Genomic DNA, 15,418 nt, shown 5'->3' on the forward strand with positions numbered 1-15,418 from the left:
CCTCCGGTTTGTCACCGGCAGTCTCGCTAGAGTGCCCAACTAAATGATGGCAACTAACAATAAGGGTTGCGCTCGTTGCGGGACTTAACCCAACATCTCACGACACGAGCTGACGACAACCATGCACCACCTGTCACTTTGCCCCCGAAGGGGAAGCTCTATCTCTAGAGTGGTCAAAGGATGTCAAGACCTGGTAAGGTTCTTCGCGTTGCTTCGAATTAAACCACATGCTCCACCGCTTGTGCGGGCCCCCGTCAATTCCTTTGAGTTTCAACCTTGCGGTCGTACTCCCCAGGCGGAGTGCTTAATGCGTTAGCTGCAGCACTGAAGGGCGGAAACCCTCCAACACTTAGCACTCATCGTTTACGGCGTGGACTACCAGGGTATCTAATCCTGTTTGCTCCCCACGCTTTCGAGCCTCAGCGTCAGTTACAGACCAGAGAGCCGCCTTCGCCACTGGTGTTCCTCCATATATCTACGCATTTCACCGCTACACATGGAATTCCACTCTCCTCTTCTGCACTCAAGTTTCCCAGTTTCCAATGACCCTCCCCGGTTGAGCCGGGGGCTTTCACATCAGACTTAAGAAACCGCCTGCGCTCGCTTTACGCCCAATAAATCCGGACAACGCTTGCCACCTACGTATTACCGCGGCTGCTGGCACGTAGTTAGCCGTGGCTTTCTGGTTAGATACCGTCAAGGGGTGAACATTTTACTCTCACCCTTGTTCTTCTCTAACAACAGAGTTTTACGATCCGAAAACCTTCTTCACTCACGCGGCGTTGCTCGGTCAGACTTTCGTCCATTGCCGAAGATTCCCTACTGCTGCCTCCCGTAGGAGTTTGGGCCGTGTCTCAGTCCCAATGTGGCCGATCACCCTCTCAGGTCGGCTATGCATCGTTGCCTTGGTGAGCCGTTACCTCACCAACTAGCTAATGCACCGCGGGTCCATCCTCGAGTGACGCAAAAGCGCCTTTCAAAAGAAAACCATGCGGTTTTCTTTGTTATGCGGTATTAGCACCTGTTTCCAAGTGTTATCCCCCGCTCGAGGGTAGGTTACCCACGTGTTACTCACCCGTTCGCCACTCCTTTTCTTTCGGTGGAGCAAGCTCCGGTGAAAGAAAAAGCGTTCGACTTGCATGTATTAGGCACGCCGCCAGCGTTCGTCCTGAGCCAGGATCAAACTCTCATATAAGATGTTTGAAACAGTCCTAAGACTGTTAAGCTCAATTTAAAAATTGATTCGCTAGCAATTGCTTGCTATGTTGTTTGTTTCTATATAATAGAAACGCCCTACACATTTGGTTTGTTTTATTCGTTCAGTTTTCAAAGGTCTACTTAATGAAATTTGCGTTTCTCGCTGCATCAGCAACTCATATATCATATCAGGTTACTGAATCAAAGTCAATAACTTTTTTAACTTTTTTTGAAAAAGTTTTTTTCGATTTGTATGAGTTGTTCAACTGCGACTTTGATAGAATAACTGATTTCCAGTCGTCTGTCAACGCCTTTTTTTATTAAGTTGAAAATGTATATTACTTTTTGGAACATTCAATAATATAGCAGTTTTAGAGCGGTTGGTCAACGAAAAAAAGAGAGTTTTTTTCACTTTTTTTCAAATCCGATTTATCTATGTTGCATCATTTTATTTCGTTCGTTTTTAGCTGAAAAATGACAATACTTCTTTCTGATTCATCTAATTTTTTTGCTAATTGTATTCTTGATTTTTTTTAAACTCATGAAGCGGATTTTCGCCTTCCCCCTGTTTCTCTGGTAAAATGGGGATAAGAACATATTTTAATGAACGATGGAGGTTTTCACATGAAAGTATTAGTTGCAGATGACGATAAAGAAATTGTTGAGTTACTGAGTATTTATTTACACAATGAAGGTTATGAGGTGGTAAAAGCTTATGATGGCAAAGATGCCTTAAGCAAGTTACGAACATCTACAGATATTGAGTTATTGATTTTGGATATCATGATGCCTGTTATGGATGGCATGCAAGTTGTTAAAGAACTACGTAAAGAGTCACAAATTCCGATTATCATGTTAACCGCCAAAACAACTGACATGGATAAAATCAAGGGGTTAGTCGCTGGAGCAGATGATTACGTTACTAAGCCGTTTAATCCTTTAGAAGTAATGGCGCGCGTAAAATCCTTATTACGTCGGACAAAAATGCAAGTCGCAGAGGATCAACCAGATATCCTTGAGATCCAATCATTAATTATCAACAAAGATTCCCACGAAGTGAAAACAGTTGATGGAAAAGAAATTCAACTGACCGCTTTAGAATTCGGAATCTTGTATTTGCTTGCTAGTCATCCAAATCGGGTGTTTAGTGCCGATGAAATTTTTGAACGTGTATGGAAACAAGAGAGTATCGTATCCGCTAAAACCGTGATGGTCCATGTCAGCCATTTACGAGATAAGATTGAAGAAGCAACCGATGGGGAAAAAGTGATTCAAACCGTATGGGGAGTCGGATACAAGATTGATGCAAAATAGCGTAGAAAAAAAACGCCGGATTACTCTAACATCAAAAGAAATCAGCGAATTAATTGCTGAGGGCATTGTCACAGTAATCATTTTGCTTCTACTTAATGTGGCAATCATGGTTGTACTCACACAAATGATTGAGAATTCTCCTAACTTAAGTGATGCGATTTACAACTCACGAAATATTTTTGCTCAAAATTTTAATACTGATATTTTTTTAAGTGCTCGTAATTTTCTCTTTCCTTTCTTTTTTATCGTCGATGGCTTGATCGTTTTTTGGCGCCTGATTCGTCGCTATCGACAAATGCAGCTGCGTCATATCATAAACGAGCTTCATTATATTGCTAATGGCAACTATGATTACCGGATTCCGTTTGAATTGCGGGGAGATTTGAGCAAGGTTGTTGCCAGTATCAATGGATTGGTAGACAGTACCGTAGCTGCAATTGAAGATGAACGTGAAATTGAACAATCAAAAGATGAGCTGATCACGAACGTGAGCCATGATATTCGAACACCTCTAACTTCTATTATTGGCTATCTTGGGTTAATTGAAGATGGACAGTATCAATCAAAAGAGGAAGTTCTTAAGTACACCCACATTGCCTACACTAAAGCGAAACAAATGAAATCGCTGGTTGATGATTTGTTTGAGTATACAAAAGTTCGTCAGCCTTCCGTTCCAATAGTGGCAATGTCTTTTGATATGGTACAATTGTTGGAACAATTAGCGGCTGATTTTGAATTAGAGTCACGCAAAAAGAATATCCAAATTTCAGTTGAAACCACCGAAACTAGCTTGATTATGGATGGAGATACAGAAAAGCTGGTTCGTGTTTTTAATAATCTTATTACTAATGCCCTCAAGTATGGCGGTGGCGCAACACAGATTGTTATGCAACTTGAAAAAGCTAAGACTGAAGCTATCATCACGGTTAAAAATAATGGTACTCCTATTCCACGCGAATCACTGGATCAATTGTTCGACCGCTTTTATCGAGTAGATGAGTCCCGTTCACAAGAAATTAGCGGGACTGGTTTAGGATTAGCTATTTCACAAAACATTGTCAATTTGCATGGTGGCTACATCTACGCACAGTCCAATAAACAATGGACTTCCTTTATTATTCACCTGCCGCTAAAAGCAAATCTAACAAAAGAACCTGTTATTAAAGACCATTGACTTTAAATTTCATTTTGCTTATACTGTGGGTAATCATACAAAAGCAGGAAACCGAGTACGTAAGTCTGTTCTTTTAGAGAGTTGGTGGCTGGTGAAAACCAATAAACAGCTTAGGGAAATCCAGTTTCATTATCTGCGCTTTTTGAAAAAAAAGCCGGAAGACAGCCGATATTTGTCAACTAAGAGCAGCCAATTTGGCTGAACTCGGGTGGTACCGCGAAATAACACACCGTTTCGTCCCAAGATTATAGGGATGAAATGGTGTTTTTTATTTTATCTAAGGAGGAAAAAATAAATGTTAGATGTAAAAATGATTCGTCACAACTTTGAAGAAGTGAAAGAAAAATTGGCAACACGTGGCGTAACCAGTGATATATTGGAGCGCTTTGTTGATTTAGATGAACGTCGCCGGCAGTTGCTGGTAAAAACAGAAGAACTTAAAAAATACCGCAATGATGTTTCTGGTGAAATTGCCAAATTAAAACGCGAAAAGCTAGATGCAGATGACAAGATTGCTGAAATGAAAGAAGTCGGAATTAAAGTCAAGGAATTAGACGGAGAAGTAGCGGAAATTGACGCTCAACTAACTGAAATTGCTACTACGCTTCCAAACTTACCTCATGACTCTGTTCCTGTTGGTGCCGATGAAGATGATAACGTGGAAGTCCGTCGTTGGAGCACACCGCGTCACTTTGATTTCGAACCGAAGCCACATTGGGAAGTAGCCGAAGAACTAGATATTTTGGACTTTGAACGTGGGGCAAAAGTTGCAGGTAGCCGTTTTGTCTACTATAAAGGGCTGGGGGCACGTTTAGAACGCGCCGTTTACAATTTCATGTTGGATGAGCATGTTTATGAACAAGGTTATACTGAAATGATCACACCTTACCTAGTTAACAGCGAAGCAATGTTTGGCACAGGGCAATTCCCTAAATTTAAAGAAGACGTCTTCCAAATTGAAGACCGGGATCTAACGTTGATTCCAACTGCTGAAGTCCCTTTGACGAACTATTACAGCCATGAAATTTTAGATGGCCAAGAATTGCCAATTTACTTTACAGCGTTGTCTCCTTCTTTCCGCTCTGAAGCAGGAAGCGCTGGTAGAGATACGCGAGGATTAATCCGTCTGCATCAATTCCATAAAGTAGAAATGGTGAAATTTAGTGATAAAGAAACCTCTTATGATGAACTAGAGAAAATGACAAACGATGCAGAAGTACTATTGCAGAAACTGAATTTACCTTATCGCGTTGTGGCACTTTCTACTGGGGATATGGGCTTTTCAGCTGCTAAAACTTATGATTTAGAAGTTTGGGTCCCTGCTCAAAATACGTATCGGGAAATCAGTTCTTGCTCTAACTGTGAAGACTTCCAGGCAAGACGGGCAATGATCCGTTACCGCGATGAAGATGGGAAAGTTCAGTATGCTCATACCTTGAACGGCTCTGGTTTAGCGGTTGGACGGACAGTTACCGCCATCTTGGAAAATTATCAAAATGAAGATGGGACTGTTACAATTCCAGAAGTTTTGGTACCATATATGGGGAACTTAAAAACGATCGAAAAAGAAAAGTAACGGGAAAAATTCAAGACGGGAGCGGCTGCTGTCTTTGAATTCATCCATAAAAAAAAGAGGAAAGAATTGCGGGATTCTTTCCTCTTTTTGTCGTTTCTTTTATTGTTCTACGGAATAGTTTGGTGCTTCTTTGGTAATCTGAACATCATGTGGATGTGATTCTTTTAGTCCATTGCCGCTCATTTGAACAAATTGTGCATTGTCTCTTAAATCCTTCAAGTTTGGTGCACCAACATAACCCATCCCAGATTTCAAACCGCCAATCATTTGGAAGACGATATCCGCTACACTTCCTTTATAGGCTACACGACCTTCAATTCCTTCTGGTACTAATTTATTTGCTTCATTTACACCACTTTGGAAGTAACGGTCACTCGAGCCTTTTTCCATCGCACCAAGAGAGCCCATTCCGCGATACGTTTTGAAACGACGCCCTTGATAAATTTCAAATTCTCCTGGAGATTCATCCGTCCCGGCTAACATTGATCCTAGCATTACGGCATGACCACCTGCGGCTAACGCTTTAACAATGTCTCCTGAATACTTGATTCCGCCGTCAGCGATGATTGATTTACCATATTGACGTGCCACAGAAGCTGCATCGTAAATAGCGGTTAATTGAGGTACACCCACGCCAGCAACCACACGAGTTGTACAAATGGAACCCGGACCAATCCCCACTTTTACTACATCGACGCCAGCATCGTACAATGCTTTCGCACCTTCAGCCGTAGCAATATTTCCAGCGATTAACGTTGCTTCAGGGAATGTTGACCGAATTTCTTCAATTTTCCGAAGTACTCCAGCACTATGTCCATGGGCAGTGTCAATAACAATTGCGTCTACTCCAGCTTCCAATAACGCTCCAGCCCGTTCAAACGTATCGCTAGTCACTCCAACTGCGGCTGCTACTAATAAACGTCCGTGTTCATCTTTGGCAGCATTTGGAAACTCAATTACTTTTTCAATATCTTTAATCGTAATTAGTCCGCTTAAACGGCCTTCTTCATCAACGATTGGCAATTTTTCGATTTTATGTTTTTGTAAAATTTTCTCCGCATCTTTTAAAGAAGTTCCGATTGGTGCCGTGACCAAGTTGTCTTTGGTCATCACTTCGGCAATCGGCATTTGAAAATCAGTCACAAATCGCATGTCACGGTTCGTAATGATTCCTACCAGTTTACGATTCTCTAAAGTCTCAACCACAGGCACTCCACTGATACGGTAGCGACTCATTAAGTCTTCCGCATCGTGCACTTTATGATCGGGTGTTAAGAAAAATGGGTCGATGATGACGCCGCTTTCTGAGCGTTTCACTTTACGAACTTCATCTGCTTGGGCAGCAATACTCATGTTTTTGTGCACAACACCTAATCCACCTTGACGTGCCATTGCAATTGCCATTTTACTATCAGTAACAGTATCCATACTTGCACTCATCAACGGAATATTCAATTTAATATTTTTTGCCAATTGCACACTCATGTCCACTTCGTTTGGTAACACATGGCTTTCTGCCGGAATTAGTAAGACATCATCGAAGGTTAGACCTTTTTTTACAAATTTCGTTTCCCAATTAGACATTGTTCGTAACCACTCCTCTAAATTATTTTTACTGATTAAACTAACAGATGGTTTTAAGTAAGTCAATAACCATGAAACAAATACTCATCTAACCTTCACTTTTCTATCCACTCCATCAATTGCTCTGCTGACAACTCTACTTCTTGCATGGCTACCTTGTACCAATTCGCTCCACTGGTCGTATCCCTGATTAAATAAAGCTCACCTTGGTTGGTAAAATCAGCTAAATGCAAAACAACAAATTGTTCCCCCACTTGGTGTATCCCTTTGACCACCTGTTTCATCATTCGTTTCGTTTCATGAATCCCTTTTTGTTGTTCTTTGGCTTTCTCGACGGCTGTCGTCAATGTATATCCTTCGTCTAAATAATTCTTGATCATTTCTACCTTAACTACCATCGGCAGTCGATATTTACGATTGCCCTTACTTTCTGAAACAATTGAAGAAATGTACCCTTTTTCTTCCCAATACCTCAATTGTCTTGGAGAAACATCCGTCATCTTACTTAGCTCACTAATACCAACGACTAATTCATCACTTTCTAGTAATTGTTTTACTTTCGCTTTATTCACAGGAACACCTCATTTCTACTTCAAATTATACGTTGGCTAACGCCCGTGTCAAGTAAGTTGACAAAAATCACAAACAGCAGTAAAGTGATTTTCGAACATTTTTCTGAAATTTTCATAAAAAGAGAGGACGTGAGATCGTGAACCAATCGATCGATATTTATGGGAAACCGTACAATCGCTCCTTGTTGGTAGTCGTACTGCTAATTGGAACCTTCTGTACTGTGTTGAACCAAACCTTACTAACCACTGCTTTTCCTACACTAATGAAAGCTTTCGATATTTCTGCTTCGAGTGTGCAATGGTTAACGACGGGCTTTTTGCTAGTAAATGGTATCATGATTCCAATCAGTGCTTGGTTGATTAATAAATTTAGCTCCAAAAAATTATACATGACCGCGATGATCATTTTTCTGATCGGAACGATTACTTGTTTTTCTGCACCAAGCTTTTCTGCTCTATTAATTGGTCGGTTAATCCAGGCTGCTGGTGTTGGTATTTCCATGCCACTTTTGCAAAATATTATGCTCTCAATTTTCCCACCAGAAAAACGGGGTTCTGCGATGGGTATGGCCGGTATCGTTATTGGTCTAGCTCCTGCATTAGGCCCTACCCTTTCTGGTTGGATTATTGATCACTACACTTGGCGCGATCTATTTGGCATGGTTATCCCAATTGTCATTTTAGTATTGATCTTAGCCAGCTTTTTGATGAAGAGTGTGATTCGCTTGTCTAACCCTAGTATTGATATCCTTTCAGCAGTCATGTCTACCATCGGTTTTGGTAGTTTGCTTTATGGATTTTCAACAGTTGGCGACAACGGTTGGGGCAGTCCTGAAGTCCTTGGCTTCTTGGCAATTGGCATTTTAGTTATTGCGGCTTTTGCTTGGCGACAACTACACTTGGAGCATCCTTTTTTAGAATTGCGCGTGTTTAAATCAAGTACCTTTACGATCGCTGCGATTTTAGTTGGCGTTGTTAACATGGCGATGGTTGGGGCAGAAATGGTTCTTCCATTATACATTCAGAATATTCGGGGAGAATCGGCTTTTCATTCTGGCTTGATGTTGCTTCCTGGCGCTATTGTGATGGGTGCTATGATGCCAATTACCGGATCTATTTTTGATAAATACGGGGCAAAACGTTTGGCTATTGGCGGCATGCTGATTCTAACAGCCGCAACCTTGCCGTTTGCTTTCTTAACTAAGGAAACACCTATTGCGATGATTGTCATCTTGTACGCATTACGGATGTTTGGCATCTCGATGGTAATGATGCCAGTTACAACTTCTGGTATGAATGCTCTGCCAATGGACTTAATTAGTCACGGAACAGCAGTTAATAATACGTTCCGCCAAGTAGCTAGCTCAATTGGTACAGCAATTTTAATTAGTATCTTGAGTAATGTAACAAAGGGCAATTTGCCTAAAGCAAACTTGTTGAAGACATTGCCATTGACTTATAAAACACAAGCATTAAATGCTACATTGTCAGGTTACCATGCTGCTTTTTACACCGCCGTTGCCTTTGGTATCGTTGGTTTTGTCATTACCTTCTTCTTAAAACAGAAAAAAACAGAAGTTGGGGGGCAAGAGTCATGATCTTCATCATCACTATTTTAAGTGTCTTGGCATTTACGGTAACAAATATTTTTGCTAAGAAACGTTGGCAAACCGGACTTTCGATTTTGTTTGCGGCCATCTTTTTAGTTAGCTTAGGGTTCATCACTGCGAATGATCACTACCACTATGGCATGAAGAAAGTCACGGTAACCACGGTTAAACCCCTAGTCTCCAGCGCAGACGGTCAACAAGGCAATCTGTTATTGTATCAACCTTTGGGAAATGGTACCGAAAAGGTTTATCTATACAAGACAAAGCAAGAGCAGAAGAAACCCACCGCTACTGGTACAGATTTGGTTGCCAATCATTTGAAGACTGGTCAAGAAAAGGCGCAATTGATTGAGAAAAAAACTTACTGGACCTACAAAAATGATACAGCAAAACGCTGGTTTAATTTGACCAGTAAAGACCATGAATTAATCAAAGAAGACAATACCTTTGAAGTCAGCGATGACTGGTTCGTATTAACTACTGAGCAAGCGAAAAAGCTAGCGAAACTAGCTGCTGAAAATCAAGCAGCCCTGGCTGAGCAAGCCAAAGCATTCGTTCAAGAAAAGGTAGCACAAGCGATGATGCAAAATCCTTCGTTGGATCAAGCAGCCCAGCAGCAAATTGCTCAACAAGCTACTAATGACTTTCAAAAATATGCGATGGCAAATATCGTCGCTGAAGTGACTAAGTAGGAAGAAGTTATATTTTCTCTACTTTAACACTCTAGCGAATGCACTGTTGAGTCCTTACTCCAACAAAAAAATGAGCTCTCCGAAAACGGAAAGCTCATTTTTTATTATTGTGGTCTTGGACCTGACAAACTGCTGACAATCCCAAAACGTTTTTTCAAATAGTAACGAGCGGCTAATGCGAGCGCTCCTAGTGCTACTAATATAAATGGATCGATAATTGGGTTCAATGCTGGCGGTAAGAAAATCGCACCATTGAAAATCAAAAACCATACCAGAGTCATCGAACCTAAAATCAAAATAGTCTTCCAAGTTTTTGGTTTCTTAGATTTGTCTGCTCCAGGTTGTTCGTATTGGTAGACGAACACATACATGAAATAGAACAACAAACCTCCGGTCGCTGATGCGACGATTATAGCGGTTAATCCATAAGTAGCAGTTTGTTGTGTTCCACGTGAAACGAATAAAGCCATAGCGCCCGAAATAAGGGACAGCAACCCAAACAGGAACATAAAGTTATCCAGCCACATCAATACAGGCTTAGTAGCTAGTTCATTTTTTACTGGTTTGTTGACAATTGCGTCCAAATGCTCGGAAACTGTACCGAATAACTGACGAGCTGTTTTCCCAGTTTTTTGTTCTGCGACCAAGGTTGGCAACATATCGTGTAATGCTTCTTCTTGTTGCTCCTCTGAAAAATTAGCCGCAGCGAATGATTTTTTCAAATCGAAGATATATTGCTGATTACGTTTTGTTAGCTGTGTCTCTAGCTGACGATTATCGGCCGCTAGCTCCTGCAACTTTTCTGGTTCCATCTTTTTTCCCCTTTCAGCTTAGACGTTGAAACGGAACAACATTACGTCGCCATCTTGAACAACGTAGTCTTTTCCTTCCAAACGAACACGCCCTGCTTCTTTAGCAGCATGCATACTGCCATATTTGTCTAAATCTTCAAAAGATACGGTTTCCGCTCGGATAAATCCGCGCTCGAAGTCCGTATGAATAATCCCTGCTGCTTGTGGTGCTTTCATTCCTTTACGGAAAGTCCACGCACGAACTTCTTGTTCACCTGCTGTAAAGTAAGTGGCTAAACCTAATAAATCATACGCAGTCCGTATTAACTGGTCTAATCCAGACTCTTCTACGCCCATTGCTTCTAAAAATTCGACTTTGTCTTCATCATCTAATTCAGCGATCTGCTCTTCTGCTTCCGCACTGATGACGATAACTTCAGAATTTTCAGTTGCAGCAAAGTTGCGTACTACTTGAACGTAGTGATTGCCATCAGGGTCAGCTACGGTTTCTTCGTCGACATTGGCTACATATAAAACAGGTTTGCTGGTTAATAAGAACAAGCTTTTGACAATTTTTTGTTCATCTTCTGAAAACTCGATTGTACGAGCGGACATACCTTCTTCTAAAACCGGTTTGATCTTCTCTAATACTGCTAATTCTGCTACAGCATTCTTTTCTTTGGTTTTAGCAACCTTAGCTACTCGTGCATAACGCTTATTCACTGAATCTAAATCGGCTAACACCAACTCTAAGTTGATCGTTTCGATGTCTTCCAGTGGATCTACGCGCCCTTCAACGTGCGTAATATTCTCATTGTCGAAGCAACGAACTACATGACAAATTGCATCGACTTGGCGAATATGGCTCAAGAATTGATTGCCTAGTCCTTCACCTTTGCTGGCACCTTTGACAATTCCAGCAATATCGGTAAATTCAAACGTTGTAGGGACAGTTTTCTTCGGTTTCACTAATTCTGTTAGACGCTCTAAGCGCCAGTCAGGTACTTCAACCATTCCGACGTTTGGATCAATGGTCGCAAATGGATAATTGGCCGCTTCGGCTCCTGCTTTAGTAATTGCATTGAATAAAGTTGATTTACCAACATTTGGTAAGCCCACGATTCCGGCTGTTAAGGCCATGACTTTTTCATCTCTTTCTTTTTTAGATTACGATTGCTTAGTTTTCTTTTTTCTCAAGTACTTTTTTCATCTTTTTCTCAAAATCGCGACGTGTCATCATTACGACATGTCCACAATTTACGCATTTGATTTTGATGTCTGCTCCCATTCGCACGATTTCCCAGCGATTAGTTTGGCACGCATGGGGCTTTTTCATTTCAACAATATCGCCCAAATCATACATAGTTATTCCTCCTACGCTTCATCAAAATGAATACTTAAAATATCTAAAATCCGGGTTAAATCATCTGGTGACAAATATTCAATGGCAATTTTTCCTTTGCCATCTTTCTCCACAATTTCTACGCTTGTCCCGAATTTATCCATTAAGCGGTCTTCGCTTTCTCTTAGATAATACGGTTTTTCTTTAGCGAGACGTGGACCTTTTTTCTTCTCTTTGGTTTTTCCTTCATTATATTCCGCCACGATTTGTTCCAATTGGCGAACGGTTAGCCCTTCTTTTACGACCCGATTGGCAAGCTTCAAGATTTGATCTTTTTTCTTCAAGCCTAAAAGTGTCCGTGCTTGCCCCATCGAAAGACGTTCATCTTGGACCATTTCTTTTACTAATTTAGGTAAAGACAACAAACGCAAATAGTTAGCAATATATGGACGACTCTTACCTAAACGAGCAGCTACATCTGCTTGGGTTAAATTCAAATTTTTCATCAGCATATCATAGGCTTCTGCTTCTTCCAACGGATTTAAATCTTCCCGTTGCAAATTTTCCAACACAGCAATTTGCATCATTGCTTCTTCGTCGAATTCACGGACAATTGCTGGAATCGTTTCTTTTCCGGCTAATTTTGAAGCCCGGAAACGGCGTTCGCCGGCGATTAACTCATAACCCTTTACTGCTGATTTTCGAACGATAATTGGTTGAAATACCCCAGATTGTGCAATCGAATTTGCCAGCTCTTGTAAGGAAGTCTCATCAAATGACTTTCGGGGCTGATAAGGATTCGGACGTAATTCACTTAAGGGGATTTCAATAATCTGATCATTTTTCATATCGACCTCTTCAATCTCGGACAAATCTTGAAACAACGCATCAATTCCGCGACCTAAACCTTTGTTATTTTTGCTCACGATCTAACACTTCCTTTGCTAGCGCCTGATACACTTCCGCACCTTTTGAACGGGGGTCATAATCAATAATTGGTTTGCCGTGACTTGGTGCCTCGGACAAACGTACGTTACGAGGAATAATGGTATCGTAAACTTTTTCTTGGAAATAGCGACGGACTTCTTCTACTACTTCCGCTCCTAAATTTGTTCTAGCATCATACATGGTTAATAGGACGCCTTCAATTTCTAATTCAGGATTAAAGTGCTTTTGAACAAGGCGGACGGTATTCAACAATTGACTCAACCCTTCTAATGCATAATACTCACATTGAACAGGGATTAAAATGGCATCGCTCGCAGTAAACGCATTGATGGTCAAATGTCCCAAAGAAGGTGGACAGTCAATTAAGATAAAGTCATACTCATCCCTTACGTCACTAAGTGCTCCTTTTAGCCTAGATTCTCTGGCCATCATCGAAGTCAATTCAATTTCTGCACCGGCTAGTTGCAAGGTTGCAGGAACGATTGATAAGTTTTCCCGTTCCGTTTGAATAATTGTTTCTTTAATTGGAACTTCATTTACCAATACGTCATAAATATCTTCTTTTACGTCTGGTTTTCTAATTCCTAGACCACTCGTTGCGTTCCCTTGTGCGTCACTATCAATTAATAGGACTTTTTTTCCAGTAAATGCCAAGCAAGCGCCCAGATTGACGGTCGTGGTTGTTTTACCCACACCGCCTTTTTGGTTTGCGACAGAAATAATCCGTGCCATATACTTTCCTCCTATTTAAGTGGTTGCTTATTAGGCAGCCCCGGTTTTCGCGGATATTTTTTAGGTGTTTCTTTTTTCTTTTGGATCGTTAACACGTAGCGGCTACCGCCGTCATTTGGTAGCGAAACGTCTTGCTCTTTGACTAATTTCCCACCTAAAACAGCAATCGCTTTACGTGCCTCTTCCAACTCTTCCTCACTCTTAGCAGCTTTTAGTGCAAAAAAATAGCCTTGTTTTTTTACTAGCGGCAAACAAAGTTCTGCTAACACATTTAGCCGTGCTACCGCTCGAGCCGTAACAGAGTCAAAAGATTCCCGCAGCTCTTTTCGCTGAGCGAAGGTTTCTGCACGATCATGATACAGAAAAACATTATCTAAACCTAGCTCTTCTACTAGCGTAGTGAGAAAGGTAATTCGTTTGTTTAAGGAATCCACAATCGTCACTTGCAGTTGCGGACAAACAATTTTCAAAGGAATACTCGGAAAACCGGCACCGGCACCAACATCACATAGCGATCCATCTGTTTGAAAATCTTCAGAAAAAAGTAACGTCAATGAATCATAAAAGTGTTTCAAATACACTTCTTCTAATTCGGTAATTGCCGTTAAATTCATCTTTTGATTCCATTCAACAAGGAGTCTATAATAAGCGGAAAATTGATCCATCTGCTCACTGGTTAAATCCAGTCCATGTTTGGCTAATTCCGCCTGAAATTCTTCTGGTTTCATAGAAAATCCTCTCTTATTGTGAAACAGATAAAATGTTTCACAGACTAACCTCTACTTTAACGCAAATTCCCTTTTGATGCAATGCCTTAGCTAAGTTTCACAACTTGAATAAAGAAAGTTTTAACACCCTCAATCGAATACTATTTTTATATAAAAATCCTTTATCCAATTTATCAAAATAAAACATTGGTACTTATGCAGTTGCTCACGTAGAATGACTATGTAACTAAATAAAAGAAGTGAGGGTACATTTTATGACTGAACGATTAACTGGACACACACTGCTTATTGGTTTAATGGCTTATCCAATCCGCCACAGTATGTCACCTACCATGCACAATGAAGCTTTTGCTAAACTTGGACTCGATTATGCTTACTTAGCTTTTGAAGTAGGTAACGACGAATTGAAAGATGCTGTTCAAGCAATTCGCGCGCTCGGTTTACGAGGATCAAATGTTTCAATGCCTAACAAACAAGAAATTATTCAGTATTTAGATGAAGTCTCTCCAGAAGCCCAATTGATTGGTGCGGTTAATACTGTAACTAACAAAGATGCTAAAGGCCACCTAGTTGGATATAACACTGACGGCATTGGTGCAATGGAAGCTTTAAGAGACGAAGGCGTAGAAGTAAAAGATGCAATTATTACCTTAACCGGTGCTGGTGGAGCAGGTACTGCCGTAGCAGTTCAAGCAGCCTTTGATGGCGCAAAAGAAGTTCGCATTTTCAACGTAAACGATGGTGTATTTGAAAACGCCAAAGAAACCGCAAAGAAAATCAATGAACATACTGATTGTATCGCCACCGCAACTGACTTAGCCGATCAAGCAGCCTTCAAAAAATCTGTTGCCGAAAGTTCTATTTATATTGATGCTACCGGAGCTGGTATGAAACCTTTAGAAGACGTTAGCTTAATTGAAGATCCTGAAATGATTCGTCCAGACTTGGTTGTCTTTGATGTGGTTTATTCACCTAGAGAAACCAAACTATTGAAGTTCGCTAAAGAACACGGTGCGAAAAAAGCGATCAACGGTTTAGGTATGATGCTTTACCAAGGAGCTGCAGCCTTCAAATTATTTACCGATGAAGACATGCCCGTAGCTTATATCAAAGATTTACTTTTTAACGAAGAATAAACTTAAGAACGTTTTGCAAACT

At 40.8% G+C, this 15,418-nt stretch carries 14 protein-coding genes, 1 rRNA gene and 1 other annotated feature (1 of these 16 only partly in view); of the genes, 6 read left to right on the forward strand and 9 right to left on the reverse strand.

The window, feature by feature from the left end; genetic code table 11:
* Positions 1 to 1,195 (reverse strand): 16S ribosomal RNA (locus IGI42_RS09090) (it extends 365 nt beyond the left edge of the window).
* 626 nt (positions 1,196 to 1,821) lie between these two features.
* Between IGI42_RS09090 and IGI42_RS09095 the strand changes: the two genes are divergently transcribed.
* The 3 genes from IGI42_RS09095 to serS all read left to right on the forward strand — a co-directional run bounded on the left by IGI42_RS09095 (position 1,822) and on the right by serS (position 5,261).
* On the forward strand, positions 1,822 to 2,511 hold the full coding sequence (locus IGI42_RS09095) for a response regulator (RefSeq protein ID WP_438715517.1): 690 nt from the start codon (positions 1,822 to 1,824) through the stop codon (positions 2,509 to 2,511).
* The gene (locus IGI42_RS09100) at positions 2,501 to 3,685 is read left to right on the forward strand and encodes a sensor histidine kinase (protein WP_438715518.1); all 1,185 of its coding nucleotides are present in this window, start codon (positions 2,501 to 2,503) and stop codon (positions 3,683 to 3,685) included. Before IGI42_RS09095 ends, IGI42_RS09100 begins: the two co-directional genes overlap by 11 nt.
* A gap of 35 nt (positions 3,686 to 3,720) precedes the next feature.
* Positions 3,721 to 3,930, forward strand: a binding site (T-box leader).
* 50 nt (positions 3,931 to 3,980) lie between these two features.
* Positions 3,981 to 5,261 (forward strand): serine--tRNA ligase, encoded by a 1,281-nt coding sequence (gene serS, locus IGI42_RS09105; protein ID WP_438715519.1) that lies wholly within the window; start codon positions 3,981 to 3,983, stop codon positions 5,259 to 5,261.
* A 99-nt stretch (positions 5,262 to 5,360) separates the two neighbouring features.
* Here the strand turns inward: serS and guaB are convergent, their stop codons facing one another.
* Both guaB and IGI42_RS09115 read right to left on the reverse strand, forming a co-directional pair.
* A complete protein-coding gene (guaB, locus tag IGI42_RS09110; RefSeq protein ID WP_438715520.1) occupies positions 5,361 to 6,845 on the reverse strand; it encodes an IMP dehydrogenase in 1,485 nt (494 codons plus the stop codon).
* A 95-nt stretch (positions 6,846 to 6,940) separates the two neighbouring features.
* Positions 6,941 to 7,417: a MerR family transcriptional regulator gene (locus IGI42_RS09115; RefSeq protein WP_438715521.1), complete on the reverse strand. Its 477-nt coding sequence runs from the start codon at positions 7,415 to 7,417 to the stop codon at positions 6,941 to 6,943.
* 137 nt (positions 7,418 to 7,554) lie between these two features.
* On the opposite strand from IGI42_RS09115, the gene IGI42_RS09120 reads away from it, so the two are divergent.
* Entirely contained in the window at positions 7,555 to 9,015 is a 1,461-nt protein-coding gene (locus tag IGI42_RS09120; RefSeq protein WP_438715523.1) for an MDR family MFS transporter, read from the forward strand.
* A complete protein-coding gene (locus tag IGI42_RS09125) occupies positions 9,012 to 9,719 on the forward strand; it encodes a DUF4811 domain-containing protein (protein ID WP_438715524.1) in 708 nt (235 codons plus the stop codon). Before IGI42_RS09120 ends, IGI42_RS09125 begins: the two co-directional genes overlap by 4 nt.
* A gap of 104 nt (positions 9,720 to 9,823) precedes the next feature.
* Here the strand turns inward: IGI42_RS09125 and IGI42_RS09130 are convergent, their stop codons facing one another.
* The 6 genes from IGI42_RS09130 to rsmG are packed head-to-tail and all read right to left on the reverse strand — an operon-like array spanning position 9,824 to position 14,260.
* A complete protein-coding gene (locus IGI42_RS09130; protein ID WP_438715526.1) occupies positions 9,824 to 10,531 on the reverse strand; it encodes a DUF1129 domain-containing protein in 708 nt (235 codons plus the stop codon).
* 18 nt (positions 10,532 to 10,549) lie between these two features.
* Entirely contained in the window at positions 10,550 to 11,650 is a 1,101-nt protein-coding gene (gene ychF / locus IGI42_RS09135) for a redox-regulated ATPase YchF (RefSeq protein WP_438715527.1), read from the reverse strand.
* A 37-nt stretch (positions 11,651 to 11,687) separates the two neighbouring features.
* Positions 11,688 to 11,873 (reverse strand): DUF951 domain-containing protein, encoded by a 186-nt coding sequence (locus IGI42_RS09140; protein ID WP_438715528.1) that lies wholly within the window; start codon positions 11,871 to 11,873, stop codon positions 11,688 to 11,690.
* 11 nt (positions 11,874 to 11,884) lie between these two features.
* Positions 11,885 to 12,778: a ParB/RepB/Spo0J family partition protein gene (locus tag IGI42_RS09145; RefSeq protein ID WP_438715529.1), complete on the reverse strand. Its 894-nt coding sequence runs from the start codon at positions 12,776 to 12,778 to the stop codon at positions 11,885 to 11,887.
* Positions 12,765 to 13,532 (reverse strand): ParA family protein, encoded by a 768-nt coding sequence (locus IGI42_RS09150; protein ID WP_438715531.1) that lies wholly within the window; start codon positions 13,530 to 13,532, stop codon positions 12,765 to 12,767. The genes IGI42_RS09145 and IGI42_RS09150 overlap by 14 nt, the downstream gene beginning before the upstream one ends.
* 11 nt (positions 13,533 to 13,543) lie before the next feature.
* On the reverse strand, positions 13,544 to 14,260 hold the full coding sequence (gene rsmG, locus IGI42_RS09155) for a 16S rRNA (guanine(527)-N(7))-methyltransferase RsmG (protein ID WP_438715532.1): 717 nt from the start codon (positions 14,258 to 14,260) through the stop codon (positions 13,544 to 13,546).
* 254 nt (positions 14,261 to 14,514) lie between these two features.
* On the opposite strand from rsmG, the gene IGI42_RS09160 reads away from it, so the two are divergent.
* Positions 14,515 to 15,396, forward strand: a complete 882-nt coding sequence (locus IGI42_RS09160; protein WP_438715534.1) for a shikimate dehydrogenase — start codon at positions 14,515 to 14,517, stop codon at positions 15,394 to 15,396.
* Positions 15,397 to 15,418: the final 22 nt, after the last annotated feature.

The organism is Enterococcus sp. AZ109 (genome assembly GCF_051714625.1).
GTDB lineage: Bacteria > Bacillota > Bacilli > Lactobacillales > Enterococcaceae > Enterococcus_A.

Coding starts and splice junctions, on each gene's coding strand:
- IGI42_RS09095 (WP_438715517.1), top strand. CDS start 1,822: ATGAAAGTATTAGTTGCAGATGACGATAAAGAAATTGTTGAGTTACTG.
- IGI42_RS09100 (WP_438715518.1), top strand. CDS start 2,501: ATGCAAAATAGCGTAGAAAAAAAACGCCGGATTACTCTAACATCAAAA.
- serS (WP_438715519.1), top strand. CDS start 3,981: ATGTTAGATGTAAAAATGATTCGTCACAACTTTGAAGAAGTGAAAGAA.
- guaB (WP_438715520.1), bottom strand. CDS start 6,845: ATGTCTAATTGGGAAACGAAATTTGTAAAAAAAGGTCTAACCTTCGAT.
- IGI42_RS09125 (WP_438715524.1), top strand. CDS start 9,012: ATGATCTTCATCATCACTATTTTAAGTGTCTTGGCATTTACGGTAACA.
- IGI42_RS09130 (WP_438715526.1), bottom strand. CDS start 10,531: ATGGAACCAGAAAAGTTGCAGGAGCTAGCGGCCGATAATCGTCAGCTA.
- ychF (WP_438715527.1), bottom strand. CDS start 11,650: ATGGCCTTAACAGCCGGAATCGTGGGCTTACCAAATGTTGGTAAATCA.
- IGI42_RS09140 (WP_438715528.1), bottom strand. CDS start 11,873: ATGTATGATTTGGGCGATATTGTTGAAATGAAAAAGCCCCATGCGTGC.
- IGI42_RS09150 (WP_438715531.1), bottom strand. CDS start 13,532: ATGGCACGGATTATTTCTGTCGCAAACCAAAAAGGCGGTGTGGGTAAA.
- rsmG (WP_438715532.1), bottom strand. CDS start 14,260: ATGAAACCAGAAGAATTTCAGGCGGAATTAGCCAAACATGGACTGGAT.
- IGI42_RS09160 (WP_438715534.1), top strand. CDS start 14,515: ATGACTGAACGATTAACTGGACACACACTGCTTATTGGTTTAATGGCT.